This window comes from Hyphomicrobium sp. CS1BSMeth3, from assembly GCF_900117415.1.
GTDB lineage: Bacteria > Pseudomonadota > Alphaproteobacteria > Rhizobiales > Hyphomicrobiaceae.
Map to the genome: position 1 here is coordinate 1,166,557 of NZ_FPEI01000006.1, position 18,417 is coordinate 1,184,973.

Sequence of the window (18,417 nt, forward strand, 5' to 3'; positions counted from 1 at the left end):
CCTCACTTCCTGAGCAGCGCCGCGCCAGCACCCAGCGCACGCAGCTTGCCGGCTGCGACCGCGCGCGGCAGGGGCGCCATGCCGCAATTCGTACAGCCCTGGATGCGCTCGGCATCGGCGTGCTTCAGCGCCTGCCGGAGCGTGCCCGCGACCTCCTCCGGCGTCTCGATCTTGCTCGTTGCCACGTCGATGGCGCCGACCAGGATCGTCTTGTCGGAGAGATGCGAGATGAGCGAAATAGGCACCTTGGAGCCCGCACATTCGAGCGAGACCTGCTGAATCTTGGAGCGGTTCAGCGCTGGGAAAATCTCCTCGTACTGGCGCCACTCGCCGCCGAGGGTCTCCTTCCATTTGACATTGGCCTCGATGCCGTAGCCATAGCAGATGTGGACGGCCGTCGTGCACTTGAGGCCTTCTGCAGCGGCCTCCAGCGCCGCAATGCCCCAATCCTTGACGTCATTCATGAAGACATTGAAGGCCGGCTCGTCGAACTGGATGACGTCGGCGCCCAACGCCTCGAGCTCGCGTGCCTCTGCATTGAGCGCCTTGGCAAAGGCCATGGCCATGTCGGCGCGGCGGCCGTAGTGCGCATCCGCGATCGTGTCGCAGATGGTCATCGGGCCCGGCAGCGTGAACTTCATCTGTCGCTTGGTATTGGCGCGCACGAAGCGCACGTCCTCGCTGTGCACGGCCCTCTTGCGCGTGATTGGACCCGTCACCGTCGGCACCTCGACGACATAGCGGTTGTCGCGAATGCCCATCTGGGTCTTCTTCTGCCAGTCGATGCCGCTCACGTGCTCGAGAAAGCCGTGCACGAAGTGAATGCGGAACTGCTCGCCATCCGAGACGATGTCGATGCCGGCATCCTCCTGCAGCTTGAGCCACACGAGAACGGCGTCCTCCTGCGCGCGGCGGAGCGCCTCGCCCTCGTAGCGCCAAGCCGCCCAGAGCTTCTCCGGCTCGGCAAGCCAGGCGGGCTTCGGTAGGCTGCCTGCGATCGTCGTCGGAAACAGTGTTTGTGCCATGGCGCTTTCCTCCCGGAACCTTCTTACCGGCGCGCATTTTTTGTGAAGCCGCGCGCTCGTGGTGGAGCCGGACCCTAAAGAGGCCCGTAGTCAAGACAGCTCACAATCCGTTGATCCGCATCAGTGCATCGAAGTGCTTCTGAGCCTGGAAATCAATGAACTGCATATACTGGCGCGCCGTCTCCTTGACCTGATCCTCGGGCATGATCTGCAGAGGCCGTCCCGTGGACATTGCGAGCACCTGCTGCTTCGCCGCGCGCTCCAGATAATAGAGGTCATCGAAGGCAAAGGCGATCGATGGGCCGCCGATCGATATGCCGTGATGGGCGAGGAAGAAGATGTCGGCCGTCGGGTTGCCCTTCTGCGCCTCGGCAATGCGCTTGCCTTCGCTCTCATCGAGGGCAATGCCGCCGAACGACTGATAAGCAATGCGGCCGTAATAGCGGGCTGCCGTCTGGTGCGCCATTTCGAGGCGGCCGCCCTGCACCATGGTGAGCGATGTCGCCCAGGGCATGTGCACGTGCAGAATGCACTGGTGACGCGGATTGGCACGATGCCCTTGCACGTGGATATGGCGCGCCGTGGCCTCGACTTCGCCATCGCCCTCGATGACGTGGCCATGCCCGTCGATGAGCAGCAGGTGCTCGGGCCGCATCTCCGACCAGTGCACGCCGTACGGATTGATCAAGTAGCGTTCCTGAGGCCCCGGCACGACCACGGAGAAATGATTGCAGATGCCCTCGGAGTAACCGAACTTTTCTGCAAGGCGGAGGGCGGCGGCAAGCTCGCGGCGCAGGTGCAGTTCAGAGGTCGGGGAAATGGGCATTCGGAACCTCGATCATCGGGGAATAGCTGAACCCCGAGGATAGGAAGGATATGCCGCCCTGCCAAGCTGTGCCGGGCCTGGCCATCGTGGGCGTGGAGCGCTTGACCGCTACAGCCGTTCGAAGGCAGGTTCAGCGGGAGCGGCACCCTGAGGGAGCGCTGCACCATCGGCGCATCGGAGGGGGAGGCCAATGCCCGCCTGGTTCGAGATATTCACACTGGTCACGGCCACGACGGGTGCCGGCCTCGTCGGCGGTATTTTCTTTGCCTTCTCGAATTTCGTGATGAAAGCGCTTGGCGAGCTCGATGCCGCCCAGGGTGCCGACGCCATGCAGCGTATCAATGTGACGGTGCTGAACCCGCTGTTTTTCGCGCTCTTCTTCGGCACAGGCTTCATTGCGCTGATCGCCGGCATCACGACACCCGATCCGTGGAGCTCTCCGGGCGCCATGCTGAGCCGCATCGGCGCCGCGCTCTATTTGTTCGGCACGCTCGGGATCACCATCGTGTTCAACGTGCCCCTGAACGAGAAGCTCGCCAGAACCAAGCTGAGCGATCCCGATCTCGCTCAGACATGGACGGACTACTTTGCCGCCTGGATGTGGTGGAACCACGTGCGCACGATCGCAGCACTGCTCGCGACGATCTGCTTCGCGCTGGCAATTGCGCTCTAGCTCAGAGCTTCGCGTGGCGCAGCCGCAGGGCGTTCGTAATGACGCTCGCAGACGAAAGCGCCATGGCAGCCGCCGCAATGACCGGCGAGAGCAGCAGGCCGAACAGCGGATAGAGCACGCCCGCGGCGACCGGCACGCCAGCAGCATTGTAGATGAAGGCGAAGAAGAGGTTCTGGCGGATGTTGCTCATGGTCGCCGCTGAGAGGTGCCGTGCGCGCACAATGCCGCCGAGATCGCCCTTGAGGAGCGTGACGCCTGCGCTCTCCATGGCGACATCCGTGCCCGTGCCCATGGCGATGCCGACATCAGCCGCCGCAAGTGCGGGTGCATCGTTGATACCGTCGCCGGCCATGGCGACCACCCGGCCCTCGCGGCGCAGGCGCGTGACGACCTTGCTCTTGTCCTCGGGCAGGACCTCAGCTTCGACCTCCGGGATGCCGAGCTGGCGCGCGACCGCCTCGGCCGTGGTCCTGTTATCACCGGTCAGCATGACGACGCGGATGCCGGCCTCCTTGAGGGCCGCGATCGCGCCGGGTGTCGTGGCCTTCACCGGATCCGCGATCGCGATGAGACCGACGGCCTTGCCATCAATGGCGACGTAGATGGCCGTCGCGCCATCGCGGCGTAGGTCGTCGGCGCGGGCATCGAGGCCCGTCGTGCCGATATGAGAATCGGCCATGATCCGGCGATTGCCGATGACCAGCGCACGGCCTTCGACAGATCCGACGACGCCTTTTCCGATCGGCGTATCGAAGTTCTCTGGATTGGCGAGTGCGAGATTGCGTTCCGTCGCGGCGCGCACGATCGCATCGGCGAGCGGATGCTCGCTGCTCCGCTCCAGGCTGGCGGCGAGACGCAACATCTCGTTCTCATCGATGCCGGAGACAGTGTGAAGTGCGACGACGCTCGGCCGGCCCTCGGTCAGCGTCCCGGTCTTGTCCACGACGAGCGTGTCGACCTTCTCCATGCGCTCGAGCGCCTCGGCATTCTTGATGAGCACGCCCGACTGCGCGCCCCGCCCGACGCCGACCATGATGGACATGGGCGTCGCAAGCCCCAGCGCACACGGGCACGCAATGATGAGCACGGAGACTGCCGCGATGAGACCGAACGTCAGCCGCGGCTCCGGCCCCCAGAGCGACCATGCGACGAACGCCAGGACCGCGACCGTGATCACCGCCGGCACGAACCACGCGGAGACCTGATCAGCCAACCGCTGGATCGGCGCGCGGCTGCGCTGAGCCTCCGCCACCATCTGCACAATACGTGCGAGAACGGTATCACGCCCCACCTTGTCGGCGCGCATGACGAAGCCGCCCGACTGGTTCATCGTGCCGCCGATGACCTTGTCGCCGGTGCTCTTCGTGATCGGCATGGATTCGCCCGTCACCATGGATTCATCGAGCGCGCTTCGCCCTTCGAGGATCTCGCCGTCGACGGGCACGCGCTCGCCAGGACGCACGCGCAGGCGATCGCCGGCCGACACATGGTCGAGGCTCACATCCTCGTCCGTGCCATCCGGGCGGATGCGGCGCGCCATCTTGGGCGAGAGATCGAGCAAAGCGCGAATGGCACCACTCGTCTGCTCGCGTGCGCGCAACTCCAGCACTTGCCCGAGCAGCACCAGCACCGTGATGACAGCCGATGCCTCGAAGTAGACGGCGACGGCGCCATCATGACCGCGCATGGAGGCCGGGAACAGGCTCGGCCAGAGTGTGCCGACAATGCTGTAGAGCCATGCGACGCCCGTGCCGATGGCGATCAGCGTGAACATGTTGAGGTTGCGCGTTTTGATCGACGCCCAGCCGCGCTCGAAGAACGGCCAGCCCGCCCACAGCACGACCGGCGTCGCCAGCGCGAGCTGGATCCAGTTCGATGTCTGCTGCCCGATCCACTGATGCAGATCGATGAGGTGGCCGCCCATCTCCAGCACGAACACGGGCAGCGTCAGCGCGAGGCCGATCCAGAACCGCCGCGTCATGTCGATCAGCTCGGGATTGGGCCCCGTATCGGCTGTCGCAATCTCAGGCTCCAGCGCCATGCCGCAGATGGGGCAGCTCCCGGGTCCCTCCTGCCGGATTTCCGGGTGCATGGGGCAGGTATAGATCGTCCCCGCAGGGACGGGCGCGGGTGGCGGCGCCTCGTCTGGCGCGAGATACCTCATCGGATCGGCGATGAACTTCTCGCGGCAGCGCGGATTGCAGAAATAGTACGTGTGGCCTTCGTGCGTATGGCGGTGCTTGGCCGTATGCGGGTCCACGCTCATGCCGCAGACAGGGTCTTTGACCTTGTGGGCAGCTTCCGTTGAGCCATGACCGTGACAGCACGAGCCGCCGTGGCCTGCGTGCGCGTCATGTGATCCGTGCGATCCGTGATTGTGCTGGCTCATGATGCCTTCTGCCTCGTTTGATCGGTGACGGCGGATATACCCCTCACCGGTATCCTTCGATTGACAGATATACCCCCGTCGGGTATTCGTCAAGCATGAGCCATGATGCCAAATCGTCCCGTCTCAAGCGCCTCAACCGGATTGAAGGTCAGGTGCGGGGCCTCGCCCGCATGGTCGAGGAGGACCGCTACTGCATCGACATCGTCACGCAGATCGCGGCGGTGCGCGCCGCGCTTCGGCGCGTCGAGGAGTCCGTGCTGCGCGATCACATCGACCATTGCGTCCGCCATGCCATTGCCAGCGGCAACAAGGCCGAGCAGGAGCAGAAGGTCGCCGAGCTCATGGAAGTGCTCAGCCGATCGGATCGCTGACCCTGGCCATCCGGCCCCCACTCAGTGAGGCCCCACATGACATCGCTCATTCGAGCCTTCTCGCGCCGTTCTGCCCTCGGTCTCCTCGCCGGTCTGGCCGCTGGCCATGCGACGCCCATCCGAGCCGAGGCCGCGCCTGCGCTCGATGTGTTCAAGGACCCGAACTGCGGCTGCTGCGGGGGATGGATTGCGCACCTGATGCACCACGGCTTCATCGCACGCGCCACAGACACTTCAGACATGACGGCCATCAAAGCGCGTCTCGGCATCCCCGATGCGCTCGCCTCATGCCACACGGCGCAACTCGGCAACTATGTCATCGAGGGACATGTTCCTGCACACGCGATCAAACGACTTCTTGCAGAAAAGCCCGACGCGCTCGGCCTCGCAGTGCCCGGGATGCCCATTGGCTCTCCGGGCATGGAAGGCGGCAAGCCGGAAACCTACGACGTGATCCTGTTCGGCAAGGGCGGACAGTCGCGCTTCGGTCGCTATCTCGGTGATCGGCCCGTCTGATACGCACGCGAAGGGGAACGAACGATGCCACCCATCAGCTTTCCCTACCGCGCGAGCGTCATCAGACGCAGTCTCTGGGTGAATGCCGCCTTTGTGGCGCTTGGCCTTCTCTATTTCGTAGTCGCACGGCCGCTCAAATGGCACTTCGTCGATGTTGCCATGCTGCTCGGCCTCGTCTTCTATGCCGCGCGCGCTCTCTATGATGTCGTGCGGCTGATGCGGCCCATGCCCGCCATCGTCATGAGCGACGATGGTCTTCGCGATCCGGCGCTTGGTGATGCCCTGATCCCCTGGAACGCGATCAAGGAGATCCGCGTCGGCCGTATGCGCGGCCTCGGGCAGTTGTTCCTCATCGCCGACTCCCAGCGCCTGTCCGCCAGCCCCGGCGGCCCGACGCTTCGGTTCGCCAACTGGGTGCGTGGTGCTCGTGCCGGCCAGCAGGGCGCCGATTTCGTGCTCCCCATGTCGCCAACGATCGCGCTCGAAGCCGGAACCGACGACCTGATCGCCGCCATTCGCGCGCGCCCGCTGAGCGCTGCCCTCGAAATCTCCGACGCCGACGCTACCCCGGCAGGTACGTGACCTTCGCCAGTAAGAGCGTTGCCATGCTCATGCCACGCGGCAAGCCTAATCCTGCGGGCAGCGACAGTCCGCCCACGGGAGGACTTGATGTGGCAGGGATGCGTGGGACTACTGACGGCGCTCATGATCGCGCTCGGAGCGATCATGCCGGCGCGCGCTCAGCAGCCCGAGAGCGAATTCGCCGAACACTTCGCGCGTTGGCAGCAGGTCCAGGACAACGAGCAGCGTATCGCGCTGGGTGAGGCCTTGCTCGCCCGCGCAGCATCGCTCGAGCCATGGCCGCTGGCTGCAGGGCGCGAGCACGTGCGCGCCGAGTTGCAGTTCGGCGTCGCGAGCGCCTATGTCAACCGACCGACGGGGGTACGAGCGGACAACATCGAGAGCGCCATCTCTCACTTCGAGTCCGCGCTGCCGGCCTGGACATTCGAGCGCGATCCGCAGAACTGGGCCACGCTCAGAAACAATCTCGGCATTGCCTACTGGGCACGCATCCGCGGCGAGCGCGCAGACAACCAAGAGCGCGCCATCGCGCATTTCGAATCCGCACTTCGCGTCTTCACGCGCACCACAGCCCCCCAGGAATGGGCACGGCTGCAGAACAACCTCGCGGTCGTGTACCAGAGCCGCATCCGCGGCACGGCAGCCGACAACCTCGAAGCCGCCATCGCACACACCGAGGCCGCATTGAGCGTGTTCACGCGCGAGGCCGCGCCGATGTTCTGGGCCATGGCACAAAACAACCTCGGCTCGATCTATCGCAATCGCATCGGCGGCACGCGCACCGAGAACCACGACAGGGCCATCGGCCATCTCCTGGCCGCCCTCGGTATCTTCACGCGCGAAAGCGTGCCCAAGGAGTGGGCCTCGGCACATTACAACCTCGCGTCCATCTACCTCGTGCGTGCCGGCGGCGAGCGCGCCGATAACCAGGAGCAGGCGATCAGCCACCTCGATGCCGCACTCACGGTCTTCACGCGCAGCGGATTTCCCATGGAGTGGGGGCGCGCGCAGAGCGCGCTCGGCAATGCCTATTCGGGGCGCATTCGCGGCCTCCCTGGCATCAACCGCGAACTCGCGATCGCCGCCTACGAGGCCGCCCTTTCCGTATTCACGCGCGACGCCTTTCCGCGCGAGCATCTGCGCACGGGCCGCGCGCTCGGCCATGTCCTCCTTCAGGCCGGCAACTGGCAGGAGGCAAGCTCTGTCCACACGAGTGCGCGCGAAGCCTTCCTTCTTCTGTTCGGTCAGGGGTTCGATGAAGTGGAGGCGCGCTCCCTTATTGCGGATGCGGGCCCGCTGTTCGCTGAAGCCGCCCTTGGTGCCGTCGAGCGCGGCGCTCCCGAAGCTGCCGTTGCGCTCGCCGACGAAGGACGCGCGCATCTGCTGGCCGTATCGCTGCGGCTGCAGTCGCTGGAACTTTCCGCAGAGAACCGTACTCGCCTCGAGATGCTGCGCGCATCGATCAGGAATGCTCAGAGCACCCTCGAGGCTGCAAGCGCCACCGAGCGCGCCGCCGCGATCGAGCATCTGGCCGGGCTACGCCGCGAGCTCCTCAAGCTCGTATCGGCGAGCGGCACGAATGAGGATCGCAGCGGAATGGTGCTCGCGGAGGCGCGCCGGATCACCGCCGAAGGCGGCGCGGTCGCCATCCCCGTCGTCACGGCCCTCGGTGGTCGGCTCATTGTAATGACAGGCGGCGGTGGCGGAAGTTTCGAAGCCATCGACCTGCCCGAGCTGACACCCGAGCGTCTCTCCGTGCTGCTTGCCGGGCCCGATGGCACGACGGGCGCCGGTTGGGTCGGTGCCTACTTCGCCAACTACTTCGAGGGCGAGGAGAAGGAAAAGCGCTGGCCACAATGGCTGGCAGCGATCGATGATCTCGGGCCGGACCTCTGGCGCCTCTTCGCAGGCGAGCTCGACGCAACGCTCAAGGCGCAGGGCGTGAAGCCCGGTGCGCAACTCGTCTGGATACCTTCGGGCTGGCTCGGCGCGCTGCCCCTCGGCCTCGCTCAGGATCCAGTCAGCAAGCGACGCCTTGCCGACGACTATGAGATCACCGTCGCGCCAAGCCTTGCCGCACTGGCAGCTTCGCGCGAGCGCGCAGCGACGGCCGACACCGCGACACTCGCGGCCGTGATCAATCCGACGGGCGACCTGCCCGGCTCGGAGATGGAGGGCGCGCTCGTCGCCGCACGTTTTGCGGAAACCTCGCGCACGATCCTCTTAGGGAACACTGCCACCCTCGATGCCACACTCGACGCGCTCAAAGGGCGCACGCACTGGCACTTTGCCTCGCACGGCACGTTCTCATGGTCCGACGTTCGCCAGTCGGCCCTCATCATGCATGACTTCGCGCGGCTGAGCGTTGGCCGCCTGCTCGAGGCGGACGGGCTCGGCAAACCCCGGCTCGTCGTGCTTTCGGCCTGCGAGACGGGGCTCTCGGAGATCACGAACAATCCCGACGAATTCATCGGTCTCCCCGGCTCCTTCATGACGCTCGGTGCGGCGGGAGTTCTCGGCACCTTGTGGCCGGTCTCGGATGCGGCGACGGCACTGCTCATAGCCCGCTTCTACGAGTTGCATATCGACGAGCGGCTGCGTCCCGCGACGGCGCTGCACCGGGCACAATCCTGGCTCAGGCAAGCGACGAATGCCGAACTCACGGCGTACGTCGAGGATGCCGCCAAGGCGGAGCGGATCACCCGCCGCCAAGCCGGTGAGATTGCCCGGAGCCTGAGCCCGGAAACTCTGAAGCGCGGGCGCAATCGCTCAGCCATCGAATGGCCCGCGCGCAGCGATGGCCAAAAGGAAGCCGCTGATCCCACGGCGGTCGCCCGTCCGTTCGCACATCCCTATTTCTGGGGCGGTTTCGTCCATACCGGACACTGATTGCGACGCGCGCGCAGCCATCAACTGGCAGGCATGTCGGCAAGGTCCCTTGCCTTGAGGCGCTCCTTGGTCGAGCATTGCCGGGAAAGCCTGCCCAGCAGACGTCTCCAGAAAACGGGAGTGCCTCCGTGTCATCATCCGCCTATACGCCCCCGCCCGACGGCTCCAGCTGGGACGCCATCGCTCCCGCCGCAGGCGGCTTCAATGCCGAGAAGCTCGAAGCGGCCATCGCCTGGGCCGAGGCCTCCGAGAGCCCGTGGCCGCGCTCGCTCTACTATCCCGATGGCCGCTATGTCGGGAACGTCGAGTGGAACGAGAGCGGACCGTGGAGCGAGATTGCCGGCATCGTGCGCCCGCGCGGTGGTCCGGCCGGCATGATCCTCAAGGGCGGCCGCATTGTTGCCGAATGGGGCGATACGCGGCGCGCCGACGTCACTTTCAGCGTCGCGAAGAGCTATCTGTCGATGCTCGCCGGCATCGCCATCGGCGACGGCCTCATCGGCAGCGTCGACGACCGCGTCGGCGCGACCGTGAAGACGGGTCACTTCGACGGGCCGCACAACGGCCTCATCACATGGCGGCATCTGCTCACGCAGTCCTCCGAGTGGGACGGCGTGCTGTGGGAGAAGTCCGATCAGGTCGATCACTTCCGCCAGGTCGGCGGCGCGGAGAACAACAAGCGCAAAGGCGAGCTGCGCCAGCGCCAGACGCCCGGCACGTATTACGAGTACAACGATGTGCGCGTGAACGTGCTCGCCTTTGCGCTGCTGCAGCGCTTCGGCCGGCCGCTCCCCGACGTGCTGCGCGAGCGCATCATGGACCCGATCGGCGCGTCGAAGGATTGGGAGTGGCACGGCTACTCGACGTCGTGGACAGAGGTCGCCGGCAAGCGCGTGCAGTCCGTCTCGGGCGGCAGCCATTGGGGCGGTGGCCTTTTCATCCCGACACGCGATCACGCGCGCGTCGGCCTCCTCGTCGCCAGCAACGGGCGCTGGGGCAGCCGCCAGCTCCTTCCCGAAGGCTGGATGGCGCAGTCGCTCGAGCCTTCCGCGACGAACGACGGCTACGGCTTCCTCTGGTGGCTGAACCGCGGCGGGCGCAACTATCCAAGCGCTCCGGCCGATAGCTGGTTCGCCCTCGGCGCCGGCACGAACCTGATCTGGGTTGCGCCCTCTCAGGATCTCGTCGCTGTCGTGCGCTGGATCGACAAGGCCAAGGCCGACGGCTTCTTCAAGCGGCTCATGGCCGCCGCCGCGTAGAGGATCGCCAACGAGGAGGACCATCATGCAGAAGACCGCCGATGAGCCCGTCACGCTCGAGCGCGTTCGTGAAATCGGCGCGGCATTCGCCCGCCGCGACGTGGATGCGATCGTCGACTGCTTTGCCGAGGACGGCGAGTTCCGCAATGCCAAGGGCCCCGATGTGTGGGGCCAGTCGTACAAGGGCAAGGAGCAGATCCGCAGCTACTTCGTCCCCCTGTTCGCCAACAGCCCGGATGTCCGCTGGGAGCACACGGCCGAATACGTCGTCGGCAATCGCGCGGTCACGGAATGGCTCCGCACGGCGACGCTCCCCAATGGCCAGAAGCAGGAATGGCTCGGCTGTGATCTCTACACGTTCCGCGGCGACAAGATCGTGCGCAAGGACACCTACATCAAGGTCGTCGCCTGAGGCAGGGGCTTCAGTCCGGGATGAGGCCGCCATCCACGTTGAAGGACTGGCCGCTGACGTTTCGTGCGCGCGCCGAGGCGAGGAAAACGATCATGTCGGCGATGTCCTCGGGCTCATTGGGCCGGCGCAGCGGGACGCTGGCAACAGCGCGCGCCTCGACGACCTCGATGCTGAGGCCCTCGGTCTCGGACATGACTTTCACAATCTGCTCGTAGAGCGCCGTCCGCACGATGCCGGGGCAGACAGAGTTGACATTGATGTTGTGCGGCCCAAGCTGCTGGGCGGCCGTCTTGGTCAGGCTGATGACCGCGCCCTTGCTCGCGGCATAGATCGCGTTCGATGTGCCTGGAAAGCCCTTGCCCGCCACCGAGGCGATATTGATGATGCGGCCGCTGCGGCGCGGGATCATCTCGCGCGCGACGCGCTGCAGGCAGAAGAAGACGCCCTTGGCGTTCACGCGATGAATGCGGTCCCAATCCTCCTCCGTGAGGTCCATGATGTAGGCGCGCCGCGTGACGCCCGCATTGTTGACCAGCGTATCGATGCGCCCGAAGGCCGCCACGCTCTCGGCGATCATGCGGTCGATCTCCGCGACACTGCCGAGGTCGGCGCGGATCGCGAGCGTGCGCCGGCCCTTGGCCTTCACGGCCGCCGCCGTCTCCTCGAGCGTGCGCTCGTTGATATCGACGACCACGACATCGGCTCCCGCATCTGCGAGCGCCAGCGCCGCAGCCTTGCCAATGCCCTGACCTGCGCCCGTCACGATGACGACCTGATCGCTGAGATCCATTTCTCCCTCCCTTGATTGCAGTCCGGTGGGCCTGAGGGGCCTCTGCCGCATACTGACATCCTCGCGGCTCGCCGACCATATGCCGGCGTCATCCCGCGGGGCTCATGCCAGCCGCGCAGAGTTCCCCCTTGCCGGTGCGCCGCCCGCGCGGCAACAATCCACGCACCAGCCGCCATCCATCCGCGAGCCCATGTCCGGCTCATCTACCGAAAGCGATCCCATATGAACGCACCCGCCCGTATGCGCGCCCTCCTTGCCAAGCCCGACTTCGTGGTCATGCCCGCCGTCTGGGACGGCCTCACGGCCAAGCTCGCCTTCGGGGCGGGCTTCGAGACCGCGTTTCTTTCGGGCTCCTGCGTCGCGGCGAGCCGACTTGGCGGCCCCGATCTCGATCTCATCACGTTCGCGGAGATGTTCGACTCCTTCAACATGGTGCGCGGCGCCGCGCCCGATCTTCTCGTCCTCGCCGACGGCGATCACGGCTATGGCAATGCCATGAACGTGCAGCGCACCGTGCGCGCCTATGGCCGTGCCGGTGCAGCCGCGATCCTGATCGAGGACAAGATCACGCCCCGTGCGCTCACTTCCGCCGGCAAGCCCTGCCTGCCGCGCGAGGAGGCGCGCATGAAGGTCCGTGCCGCCGTGCAGGCAGCGAAAGAGTCCGGCATCCTGATCATGGCGCGTACCGACTGCCGGCCGACGGCGGGCATCGAGGAGGCCGTGGCGCGCATCGAGATGTTCGTCGAGGAAGGCGCGGACATTCTCTTCCTGGACTCGCCAGCCGACGAGGCCGAAATCCGCCGTGCGGTCGCGGCAGCAGCCGGACGGCCATCGTTCGCCGTGCTCTCACCGGGCGCACCGCGCGAGACGCCCAATCAAAAGCGTGCGGCCGAGCTCGGCTTCAAGATCGGTACGTATCCAACGGCAATGCTCTCGCCGGCTGCGGCCGGCATGAAGGCCGGCCTCGCCGCTCTCAAGGAGGGAAAAGCCGAGGCCGCGAGCGCCCTTCCGCCGCCCGAGCTGCGCGCGACGCTCGGCTATCAGGACTACGAGGCCCATGCCAAGCAGTTCATCGTAGGCTGAAGCACGCAGACAACGGGGCACAACAAGCGGCCCCCGTGCGCCGTACTTGAGGAAGACCAACCAAAGGAGAGTGACCGCATGTTCTCACACGTCATGCTCGGTGCCGATAACGTCGACGCATCCAAGAAGTTCTACGATGCCGTCCTCGGTGTTCTCGGGGTACCGGAGGGCAAAGCCGACCCCAAGGGGCGCATCTTCTATCGCACCAAGACGGGCGTGTTCGGCCTGAGCAAACCGATCGACGGCAAGGCGGCGAGCCACGCCAATGGCGGCACTGTCGGTTTCGCCTGCGACAGCCCGGAAAAGGTCAAGGCCTTCCACGATGCGGGCGTGGCGAATGGCGGCACGAGCATCGAGGACCCGCCCGGCTGGCGCGAAATGGGCCCGGCCAAGCTCTATCTCGCGTACCTGCGCGATCCCTACGGCAACAAGATCTGCGCGCTGCATCGCGGCTGATCGGCACCGCGCGGAACCGCGTCATGGCGCTCAGGCTTGCCTGGGCGCCTTTTCTTTTGTCGCGGGGTGGGCCTGATCGCCACGCTAGGCGGGATTGTCGAGGTTCAGCTCGTTCGTATTCTCGTCGTAGCCGAACAATTCGGCGTAGCGACCCCAGGAAATGACGGCGCGCATGGTCTCCTCGGCGCGCTCCTCGGACATGTGATCCTCGAGCTCCTCCGAGAAGCGTCTGAAGGGCGCCCTGTGGCTCGGCCGCTCGTCCAACACGCGCCGGATCAGCCCCGCCAGCGGGACGAATGCGAGCAGGTGATCGGCAAAGAGCCGCTTGCGCGCATCGAGAGAGGATTCGACATAACGCCGGCCATAGGGCGTGAGCTTCACGTCACCCTCGGCCACCTCGGCAAAGCGCAGGAGCTGAAGTGCTTCCGCAATGGGGAAGAGATCGTCGACTTCCATCTGCAGCGTCGCGGCGAGGTCGGGAAGATCTGCGCTGCCGTCGTAGGGAGGCGACGCCAGGGCTTCCATGAGTCCCGACAGACGGTTGGTGGAGATGCGAGGCAGCGCCATGCCGATCCCGCTCCCGAGAACGACGCCGCCGGTCCGCTTCTCCACGCGCTCAGTCGTGGGGCGCTGCGTCATCAATCCGTAGATGTCGTCGACGAGCTTGCGGAATACCGGATCCGTACGCGAGCGCGGATGAGGAATCTCGACCTTCACTTCGGACGCGACGCGTCCCGGATTGGACGAGAAGATGAGGATGCGATCGCACAGCAGCACCGCCTCCTCGATATTGTGGGTCACCATGAGGATGGATTCGATCGGGAGCCGACCCTCGCTCCAGAGGTCAATGAGGTCCGTTCGCAGCGTCTCGGCGGTCAGCACATCGAGTGCCGAGAAAGGCTCGTCCATGAGCATGAGCCTCGGGTGCACCACGAGCGCGCGGGCAAAACCCACGCGCTGGCGCATGCCGCCCGACAGCTCTTTCGGATAGGCGCTCTCGAAGCCGTCGAGGCCGATGAGATCGATGGCTTCGATGGCGCGACGGCGGCACTCGCTTGCCGGAATGCCCAGCGCCTCGAGGCCGAGCTCGACATTGCCGAGGACCGTGAGCCACGGAAAGAGCGCGAAGCTCTGGAAGACCATCGCGATGCCTTCGCAGGGGCCTGATATCGGCGTCCCGCGCCACTGGACGCGACCGCTCGTCGGCTGGAGCAGGCCCGCGATAATCCGCAAAAGCGTTGATTTTCCCGAGCCGGAACGGCCGAGCAGGCCGACGATCTCGCCTTGCTGAATGGTCAGCGAAACATCATCGAGGACAACGAGATCGGCGTTGTCTCCCTTGTGATAGACCTGTCGTACGCCGGCAATTTCGACGAGGGGCGCGCTCGCGACGCGCTCTCCGAGATCGGTGGTTTCCAGCATCGGCATGATGCGCTCCCTTTCTCAATCGAGACGCAGCCGGCTGGCAGCAAGCGCGTAGAGTGGCCGCCAGAGCAGACGGTTCAGCATGACGACGAAAAGCGACATGGCGGCAATGCCGAGAACGATCCGAGGGTAGTCACCCGCCGCAGTGGCCTCGGCGATGTAGGCTCCGAGACCATGGGCTTGGAGCTTCGTATTCCCCCACGTTGCAACCTCCGCGACGATGGAGGCATTCCAGGATCCACCGCTCGCAGTGATGGCGCCGGTGACGTAGTAGGGGAAGATGCCGGGCAGAATGACCTTGCGCCACCAGTCCCAGCCTCGAATTCGGAATGTCGCGGCGGCCTCCTTGAGGTCACTGGGGAAGGCACTCGCGCCCGCAATGACGTTGAAGAGGATGTACCACTGCGTTCCGAGGATGATGAGGAACGAGAGCCAGATATCGGGATTGAGATCGAACTTCACGATCGCCACGACTGCGAACGGAAAGACGATGTTTGCCGGGAACGCAGCAAGGAACTGAGCCAGCGGCTGGACGCGCTCGGCAAGTTGCGGCCGGAGCCCGATCCATACGCCGATCGGCACCCAGATCAATGTGGCCAGGGCGATCAGCACGGTCACGCGCAGCAGCGTAAGGCCACCGAGCGCGAACACCCGCACCCATTCGCTCCAGGGCAGCCCGGTCATGACGAAGCTCACGATCAGCCACACGGCATAGGCTGCGCCCGCCACTACGAGCGCGAGCCATGCCCGATCCGCCCAGGCGCTCGACAGTGCCGCTCGAGCCCCACTTGGCAATTCCGCAGGCAATTGCAGTCGCGTCCGGGGAATGCCCTGGAGAAAAGCGGTGAACGGGCTGAGACACCATCGAAAGAGTCGCGCCCGGCGAACGGCGTCGAGAAACCAGGATCGAGGCACGGTCGCCGCCGCGGTCTGCTCCACGCGAAACTTCTCCGCCCAGGCGACTATGGGCCTGAACAAAAGCTGGTCGTAGAGGAGGATCACGACCAGCATCGCGAGCACGGCCCAGCCGACGGCCGCGAGGCTTTGCTTCTCGATTGCGAGAGCCAGGTAGGAGCCGATGCCAGGCAGTGCGACCGTGGTGTTGCCGACCGAGATGGCCTCAGAAGCCACCACGAAAAACCAGCCCCCGGACATGGACATCATGGTGTTCCAGACCAGCCCCGGCATTGCGAATGGCACCTCGAGGCGCCAGAAGCGTTGCCAGGTCGAGAGGCGAAAGCTGCGGCTCGCTTCATCGAGATCGGAGGGGAGCGTCTTCAGCGACTGATAGAAGCTGAAGGTCATGTTCCAGGCCTGGCTCGTGAAAATGGCAAAGATTGCCGCCAGCTCGACGCCGAGGACCTGGCCGGGAAAGAGCGCCATGAAGGCGACGACCGTGAAGGACAGGAACCCGAGAACCGGAACGGACTGGAGAATGTCGAGGAGAGGTATGAGGACTATCTCGGCGCGGCGGCTCTTCGCGGCGAGCGCGCCATAGGCCAGCGAGAAGATGATCGAAGCGACGATCGCCGCCAGCATGCGCATGGTCGAGCGCAGCGCGTACTCGGGCAGCATCGCAGGGTCGAGAGAGACGGGCGATACGTCGAGCGACGTCAGCGGCGCGAGTGTTTCGCGTCCCCCGTGCGCCAGAAGAATGAGCACGGCAAACAGCAGGCCGAAAGTCAGAACGTCCCAGAGATTGGCGACGTAGGGGCGCCGGGCAATGGTCGCGAAGGCAGGCTGATGCAAGCGCATGGGGACGTTCCGAATAGCCGCCCGACGTTCACTCCCCCCTCCTACTCTCATCACATGTCGAACGCATGCATATATGCGCGCGTGCTGAGGAATGCAGCGTCGCACGAAAGATCGTCACGAAGAGGTGCTCGGGAGAGGGCGGTTATCAGGTCGCAACGCGGCTCGAGCCGAACCCGGATTAACTAAGAAGCACGCGCCCCGAGGGCGCCCGCCAAATTCGGTGTCACAGAGCCTGTCAATAAGCCTAAGGGCGCTTGACGGCGAACAGAGAGCCTGCTGTAGAGGTAGCAAAGCAATAAACAATATCAGGGTGTTCCAGCACCCTGCGTTCTGGGAGGCCGTTTGCCAATTTCGACGTTGCCACTGAACCAGCATCCCGAGTTTCGGGGTCGCTCATTATTTCGACGCCCAGGCCGCCGGCGGTGGCTGGCCCTATTCTCCGTCCTGAAAGGCTAGGCAATGGAGCCGTCCGTCGCCATTGAGACCCAAAGCCTCGTCAAGGACTTCAAGGGCTTCCGCGCCGTCGACAGCGTCAATCTCTCCGTCCGGCGCGGCACCATTCACGCCCTGATCGGCCCCAACGGCGCGGGCAAGACGACCTGCTTCAATCTCATCACCAAGTTCCTGCAGCCGACGTCGGGGCGCATCTACCTGAACGGCCAGGACATCACCCGGCTTGCTCCCGCGAGCGTCGCGCGGCTCGGCCTCGTTCGCTCCTTCCAGATCTCGGCGACATTCCCGCACCTCACGCTGCTCGAGAACGTGCGCATCGCATTGCAGCGCCAGCTCGGCACCTCGTTCCACTTCTGGCGCTCCGAGGCCTCACTCAACCAGCTCAACGATCGCGCCATTCAGATCCTCGACGATGTCGGGCTCGCGGGCTCCGAGACCCTGGTCGCCGCAGAGCTCCCCTATGGCCGCAAGCGCGTGCTGGAAATCGCGACGACGCTCGCCCTCGAGCCCGAGGTCATGCTGCTCGACGAGCCCATGGCCGGGATGGGGCGCGAGGACATCGGCCGCATCTCGCAACTCATTCGGAAGGCGGCCAAGTCCAGGACCGTCCTCATGGTCGAGCACAATCTCTCCGTGGTGGCGGATCTCTCCGATACCATCACCGTTCTCGCCCGTGGGCGCGTGATCGCGGAAGGACCGTACGCCGCGGTCTCGCAGAACCCTCAAGTGATCGAGGCCTACATGGGGACGACGGACGCCGAGGCCACCCCCGCGCTGCGAGGTGCCCATGGCTGAGGCCGCCCCACTTCTCGATGTTCGCGATCTTCATGCCTGGTACGGCGAAAGCCACGTGCTGCATGGCATGACGTTCTCGGTCCGCAAGGGCGAGGTGGTGACGCTGCTCGGCCGCAATGGCGTCGGCAAGACCACGACCATGCGCTCGATCATGGGCATCGTTCAGAAGCGCGCGGGATCGGTGCGCTACAATCAGACCGAGACCATAGGTCTGCCCTCGAACCAGATTGCGCGCTTCGGGATCGGCTACTGCCCCGAGGAACGCGGGATCTTCGCCAGCCTCAATGTGACCGAGAACCTGCTGCTGCCGCCCGCCGTAAAAAGCGGCGGGCTGTCGCTCGACGAGGTTCATGCGCTGTTTCCGCGACTGAAGGAGCGCGCCCGCAGCCAGGGCACGAAACTGTCCGGCGGCGAGCAGCAGATGCTGGCCATTGCGCGCATCCTGCGCACGGGCGCCGAGCTCCTCCTCCTCGATGAGCCGACCGAGGGCTTGGCGCCGGTCATCGTGCAGCAGATCGGCGCGGTCATTCGCGACCTGAAAGCGCGCGGCTTGACGGTGCTGCTGGTGGAGCAGAACCTTCACTTTGCGGCGACAGTTGCAGATCGACATTATCTGGTCGAGCACGGCCATGTGGTCGACGAGATCGAGAACAGCCAGCTAGCAAACAGTCGCCAGCGGCTCGAAGCACACCTCGGGGTGTAAACACCGAATACAAGG

The 18,417-nt window shown here is 65.2% G+C and carries 17 protein-coding genes; 11 read left to right on the plus strand and 6 right to left on the minus strand.

What is annotated here, in order from left to right:
• Positions 1 to 2: 2 nt before the first annotated feature.
• Positions 3 to 1,025: a methionine synthase gene (locus CS1BSM3_RS20555; protein WP_072390246.1), complete on the minus strand. Its 1,023-nt coding sequence runs from the start codon at positions 1,023 to 1,025 to the stop codon at positions 3 to 5.
• Positions 1,026 to 1,125: 100 nt separating this feature from the next.
• A complete protein-coding gene (locus CS1BSM3_RS20560) occupies positions 1,126 to 1,851 on the minus strand; it encodes an aldolase (protein ID WP_072390249.1) in 726 nt (241 codons plus the stop codon).
• A 190-nt stretch (positions 1,852 to 2,041) separates the two neighbouring features.
• On the opposite strand from CS1BSM3_RS20560, the gene CS1BSM3_RS20565 reads away from it, so the two are divergent.
• Positions 2,042 to 2,524 (plus strand): anthrone oxygenase family protein, encoded by a 483-nt coding sequence (locus CS1BSM3_RS20565; protein ID WP_072390252.1) that lies wholly within the window; start codon positions 2,042 to 2,044, stop codon positions 2,522 to 2,524.
• Position 2,525: 1 nt separating this feature from the next.
• Here CS1BSM3_RS20565 and CS1BSM3_RS20570 read toward each other — a convergent pair whose 3' ends face one another.
• The gene (locus tag CS1BSM3_RS20570; RefSeq protein ID WP_072390255.1) at positions 2,526 to 4,913 is read right to left on the minus strand and encodes a heavy metal translocating P-type ATPase; all 2,388 of its coding nucleotides are present in this window, start codon (positions 4,911 to 4,913) and stop codon (positions 2,526 to 2,528) included.
• Between the two features lie 95 nt (positions 4,914 to 5,008).
• Here CS1BSM3_RS20570 and CS1BSM3_RS20575 point away from each other — a divergent pair, with 95 nt between their 5' ends.
• The 6 genes from CS1BSM3_RS20575 (at position 5,009) to CS1BSM3_RS20600 (ending at position 10,942) form a co-directional block, all read left to right on the plus strand.
• On the plus strand, positions 5,009 to 5,284 hold the full coding sequence (locus tag CS1BSM3_RS20575) for a metal-sensitive transcriptional regulator (RefSeq protein WP_072390258.1): 276 nt from the start codon (positions 5,009 to 5,011) through the stop codon (positions 5,282 to 5,284).
• 36 nt (positions 5,285 to 5,320) lie between these two features.
• Complete coding sequence (locus tag CS1BSM3_RS20580; RefSeq protein ID WP_072390261.1) at positions 5,321 to 5,800, plus strand: DUF411 domain-containing protein; 480 nt, start codon at positions 5,321 to 5,323, stop codon at positions 5,798 to 5,800.
• A 24-nt stretch (positions 5,801 to 5,824) separates the two neighbouring features.
• Positions 5,825 to 6,382 carry a hypothetical protein gene (locus tag CS1BSM3_RS20585; protein WP_072390263.1) on the plus strand — a complete coding sequence of 186 codons (558 nt, stop codon included), beginning with the start codon at positions 5,825 to 5,827 and terminating at the stop codon, positions 6,380 to 6,382.
• An 87-nt stretch (positions 6,383 to 6,469) separates the two neighbouring features.
• Positions 6,470 to 9,271: a CHAT domain-containing protein gene (locus CS1BSM3_RS20590; protein WP_072390266.1), complete on the plus strand. Its 2,802-nt coding sequence runs from the start codon at positions 6,470 to 6,472 to the stop codon at positions 9,269 to 9,271.
• Positions 9,272 to 9,399: 128 nt separating this feature from the next.
• The gene (locus tag CS1BSM3_RS20595) at positions 9,400 to 10,530 is read left to right on the plus strand and encodes a serine hydrolase domain-containing protein (RefSeq protein WP_174263741.1); all 1,131 of its coding nucleotides are present in this window, start codon (positions 9,400 to 9,402) and stop codon (positions 10,528 to 10,530) included.
• Positions 10,531 to 10,555: 25 nt separating this feature from the next.
• Positions 10,556 to 10,942 (plus strand): nuclear transport factor 2 family protein, encoded by a 387-nt coding sequence (locus tag CS1BSM3_RS20600; protein WP_072390268.1) that lies wholly within the window; start codon positions 10,556 to 10,558, stop codon positions 10,940 to 10,942.
• Positions 10,943 to 10,952: 10 nt separating this feature from the next.
• Here the strand turns inward: CS1BSM3_RS20600 and CS1BSM3_RS20605 are convergent, their stop codons facing one another.
• Positions 10,953 to 11,732, minus strand: coding sequence for an SDR family NAD(P)-dependent oxidoreductase (locus CS1BSM3_RS20605; RefSeq protein WP_072390270.1), 780 nt, complete (start codon positions 11,730 to 11,732; stop codon positions 10,953 to 10,955).
• 222 nt (positions 11,733 to 11,954) lie between these two features.
• On the opposite strand from CS1BSM3_RS20605, the gene CS1BSM3_RS20610 reads away from it, so the two are divergent.
• Together CS1BSM3_RS20610 and CS1BSM3_RS20615 are read left to right on the plus strand one after the other, a co-directional pair.
• Positions 11,955 to 12,815 carry an isocitrate lyase/PEP mutase family protein gene (locus CS1BSM3_RS20610; RefSeq protein WP_072390272.1) on the plus strand — a complete coding sequence of 287 codons (861 nt, stop codon included), beginning with the start codon at positions 11,955 to 11,957 and terminating at the stop codon, positions 12,813 to 12,815.
• Between the two features lie 78 nt (positions 12,816 to 12,893).
• Positions 12,894 to 13,271 (plus strand): VOC family protein, encoded by a 378-nt coding sequence (locus tag CS1BSM3_RS20615; protein ID WP_072390274.1) that lies wholly within the window; start codon positions 12,894 to 12,896, stop codon positions 13,269 to 13,271.
• 84 nt (positions 13,272 to 13,355) lie between these two features.
• Here CS1BSM3_RS20615 and CS1BSM3_RS20620 read toward each other — a convergent pair whose 3' ends face one another.
• A complete protein-coding gene (locus tag CS1BSM3_RS20620) occupies positions 13,356 to 14,693 on the minus strand; it encodes an ABC transporter ATP-binding protein (protein ID WP_072394183.1) in 1,338 nt (445 codons plus the stop codon).
• Between the two features lie 21 nt (positions 14,694 to 14,714).
• Entirely contained in the window at positions 14,715 to 16,451 is a 1,737-nt protein-coding gene (locus CS1BSM3_RS20625) for an ABC transporter permease (RefSeq protein WP_072390276.1), read from the minus strand.
• A gap of 459 nt (positions 16,452 to 16,910) precedes the next feature.
• Here CS1BSM3_RS20625 and CS1BSM3_RS20630 point away from each other — a divergent pair, with 459 nt between their 5' ends.
• Both CS1BSM3_RS20630 and CS1BSM3_RS20635 read left to right on the plus strand, forming a co-directional pair.
• Complete coding sequence (locus CS1BSM3_RS20630; protein WP_072390278.1) at positions 16,911 to 17,699, plus strand: ABC transporter ATP-binding protein; 789 nt, start codon at positions 16,911 to 16,913, stop codon at positions 17,697 to 17,699.
• The gene (locus CS1BSM3_RS20635) at positions 17,692 to 18,402 is read left to right on the plus strand and encodes an ABC transporter ATP-binding protein (RefSeq protein ID WP_072390279.1); all 711 of its coding nucleotides are present in this window, start codon (positions 17,692 to 17,694) and stop codon (positions 18,400 to 18,402) included. The genes CS1BSM3_RS20630 and CS1BSM3_RS20635 overlap by 8 nt, the downstream gene beginning before the upstream one ends.
• Positions 18,403 to 18,417 lie beyond the last annotated feature (15 nt).

Excerpts from the sequence above, each read along its gene's own strand:
- CS1BSM3_RS20555 (WP_072390246.1), bottom strand. The coding sequence starts at position 1,025 with ATGGCACAAACACTGTTTCCGACGACGATCGCAGGCAGCCTACCGAAG.
- CS1BSM3_RS20560 (WP_072390249.1), bottom strand. The coding sequence starts at position 1,851 with ATGCCCATTTCCCCGACCTCTGAACTGCACCTGCGCCGCGAGCTTGCC.
- CS1BSM3_RS20565 (WP_072390252.1), top strand. The coding sequence starts at position 2,042 with ATGCCCGCCTGGTTCGAGATATTCACACTGGTCACGGCCACGACGGGT.
- CS1BSM3_RS20570 (WP_072390255.1), bottom strand. The coding sequence starts at position 4,913 with ATGAGCCAGCACAATCACGGATCGCACGGATCACATGACGCGCACGCA.
- CS1BSM3_RS20575 (WP_072390258.1), top strand. The coding sequence starts at position 5,009 with ATGAGCCATGATGCCAAATCGTCCCGTCTCAAGCGCCTCAACCGGATT.
- CS1BSM3_RS20580 (WP_072390261.1), top strand. The coding sequence starts at position 5,321 with ATGACATCGCTCATTCGAGCCTTCTCGCGCCGTTCTGCCCTCGGTCTC.
- CS1BSM3_RS20585 (WP_072390263.1), top strand. The coding sequence starts at position 5,825 with ATGCCACCCATCAGCTTTCCCTACCGCGCGAGCGTCATCAGACGCAGT.
- CS1BSM3_RS20590 (WP_072390266.1), top strand. The coding sequence starts at position 6,470 with ATGTGGCAGGGATGCGTGGGACTACTGACGGCGCTCATGATCGCGCTC.
- CS1BSM3_RS20600 (WP_072390268.1), top strand. The coding sequence starts at position 10,556 with ATGCAGAAGACCGCCGATGAGCCCGTCACGCTCGAGCGCGTTCGTGAA.
- CS1BSM3_RS20605 (WP_072390270.1), bottom strand. The coding sequence starts at position 11,732 with ATGGATCTCAGCGATCAGGTCGTCATCGTGACGGGCGCAGGTCAGGGC.
- CS1BSM3_RS20610 (WP_072390272.1), top strand. The coding sequence starts at position 11,955 with ATGAACGCACCCGCCCGTATGCGCGCCCTCCTTGCCAAGCCCGACTTC.
- CS1BSM3_RS20615 (WP_072390274.1), top strand. The coding sequence starts at position 12,894 with ATGTTCTCACACGTCATGCTCGGTGCCGATAACGTCGACGCATCCAAG.
- CS1BSM3_RS20620 (WP_072394183.1), bottom strand. The coding sequence starts at position 14,693 with ATGCTGGAAACCACCGATCTCGGAGAGCGCGTCGCGAGCGCGCCCCTC.
- CS1BSM3_RS20625 (WP_072390276.1), bottom strand. The coding sequence starts at position 16,451 with ATGCGCTTGCATCAGCCTGCCTTCGCGACCATTGCCCGGCGCCCCTAC.
- CS1BSM3_RS20630 (WP_072390278.1), top strand. The coding sequence starts at position 16,911 with ATGGAGCCGTCCGTCGCCATTGAGACCCAAAGCCTCGTCAAGGACTTC.
- CS1BSM3_RS20635 (WP_072390279.1), top strand. The coding sequence starts at position 17,692 with ATGGCTGAGGCCGCCCCACTTCTCGATGTTCGCGATCTTCATGCCTGG.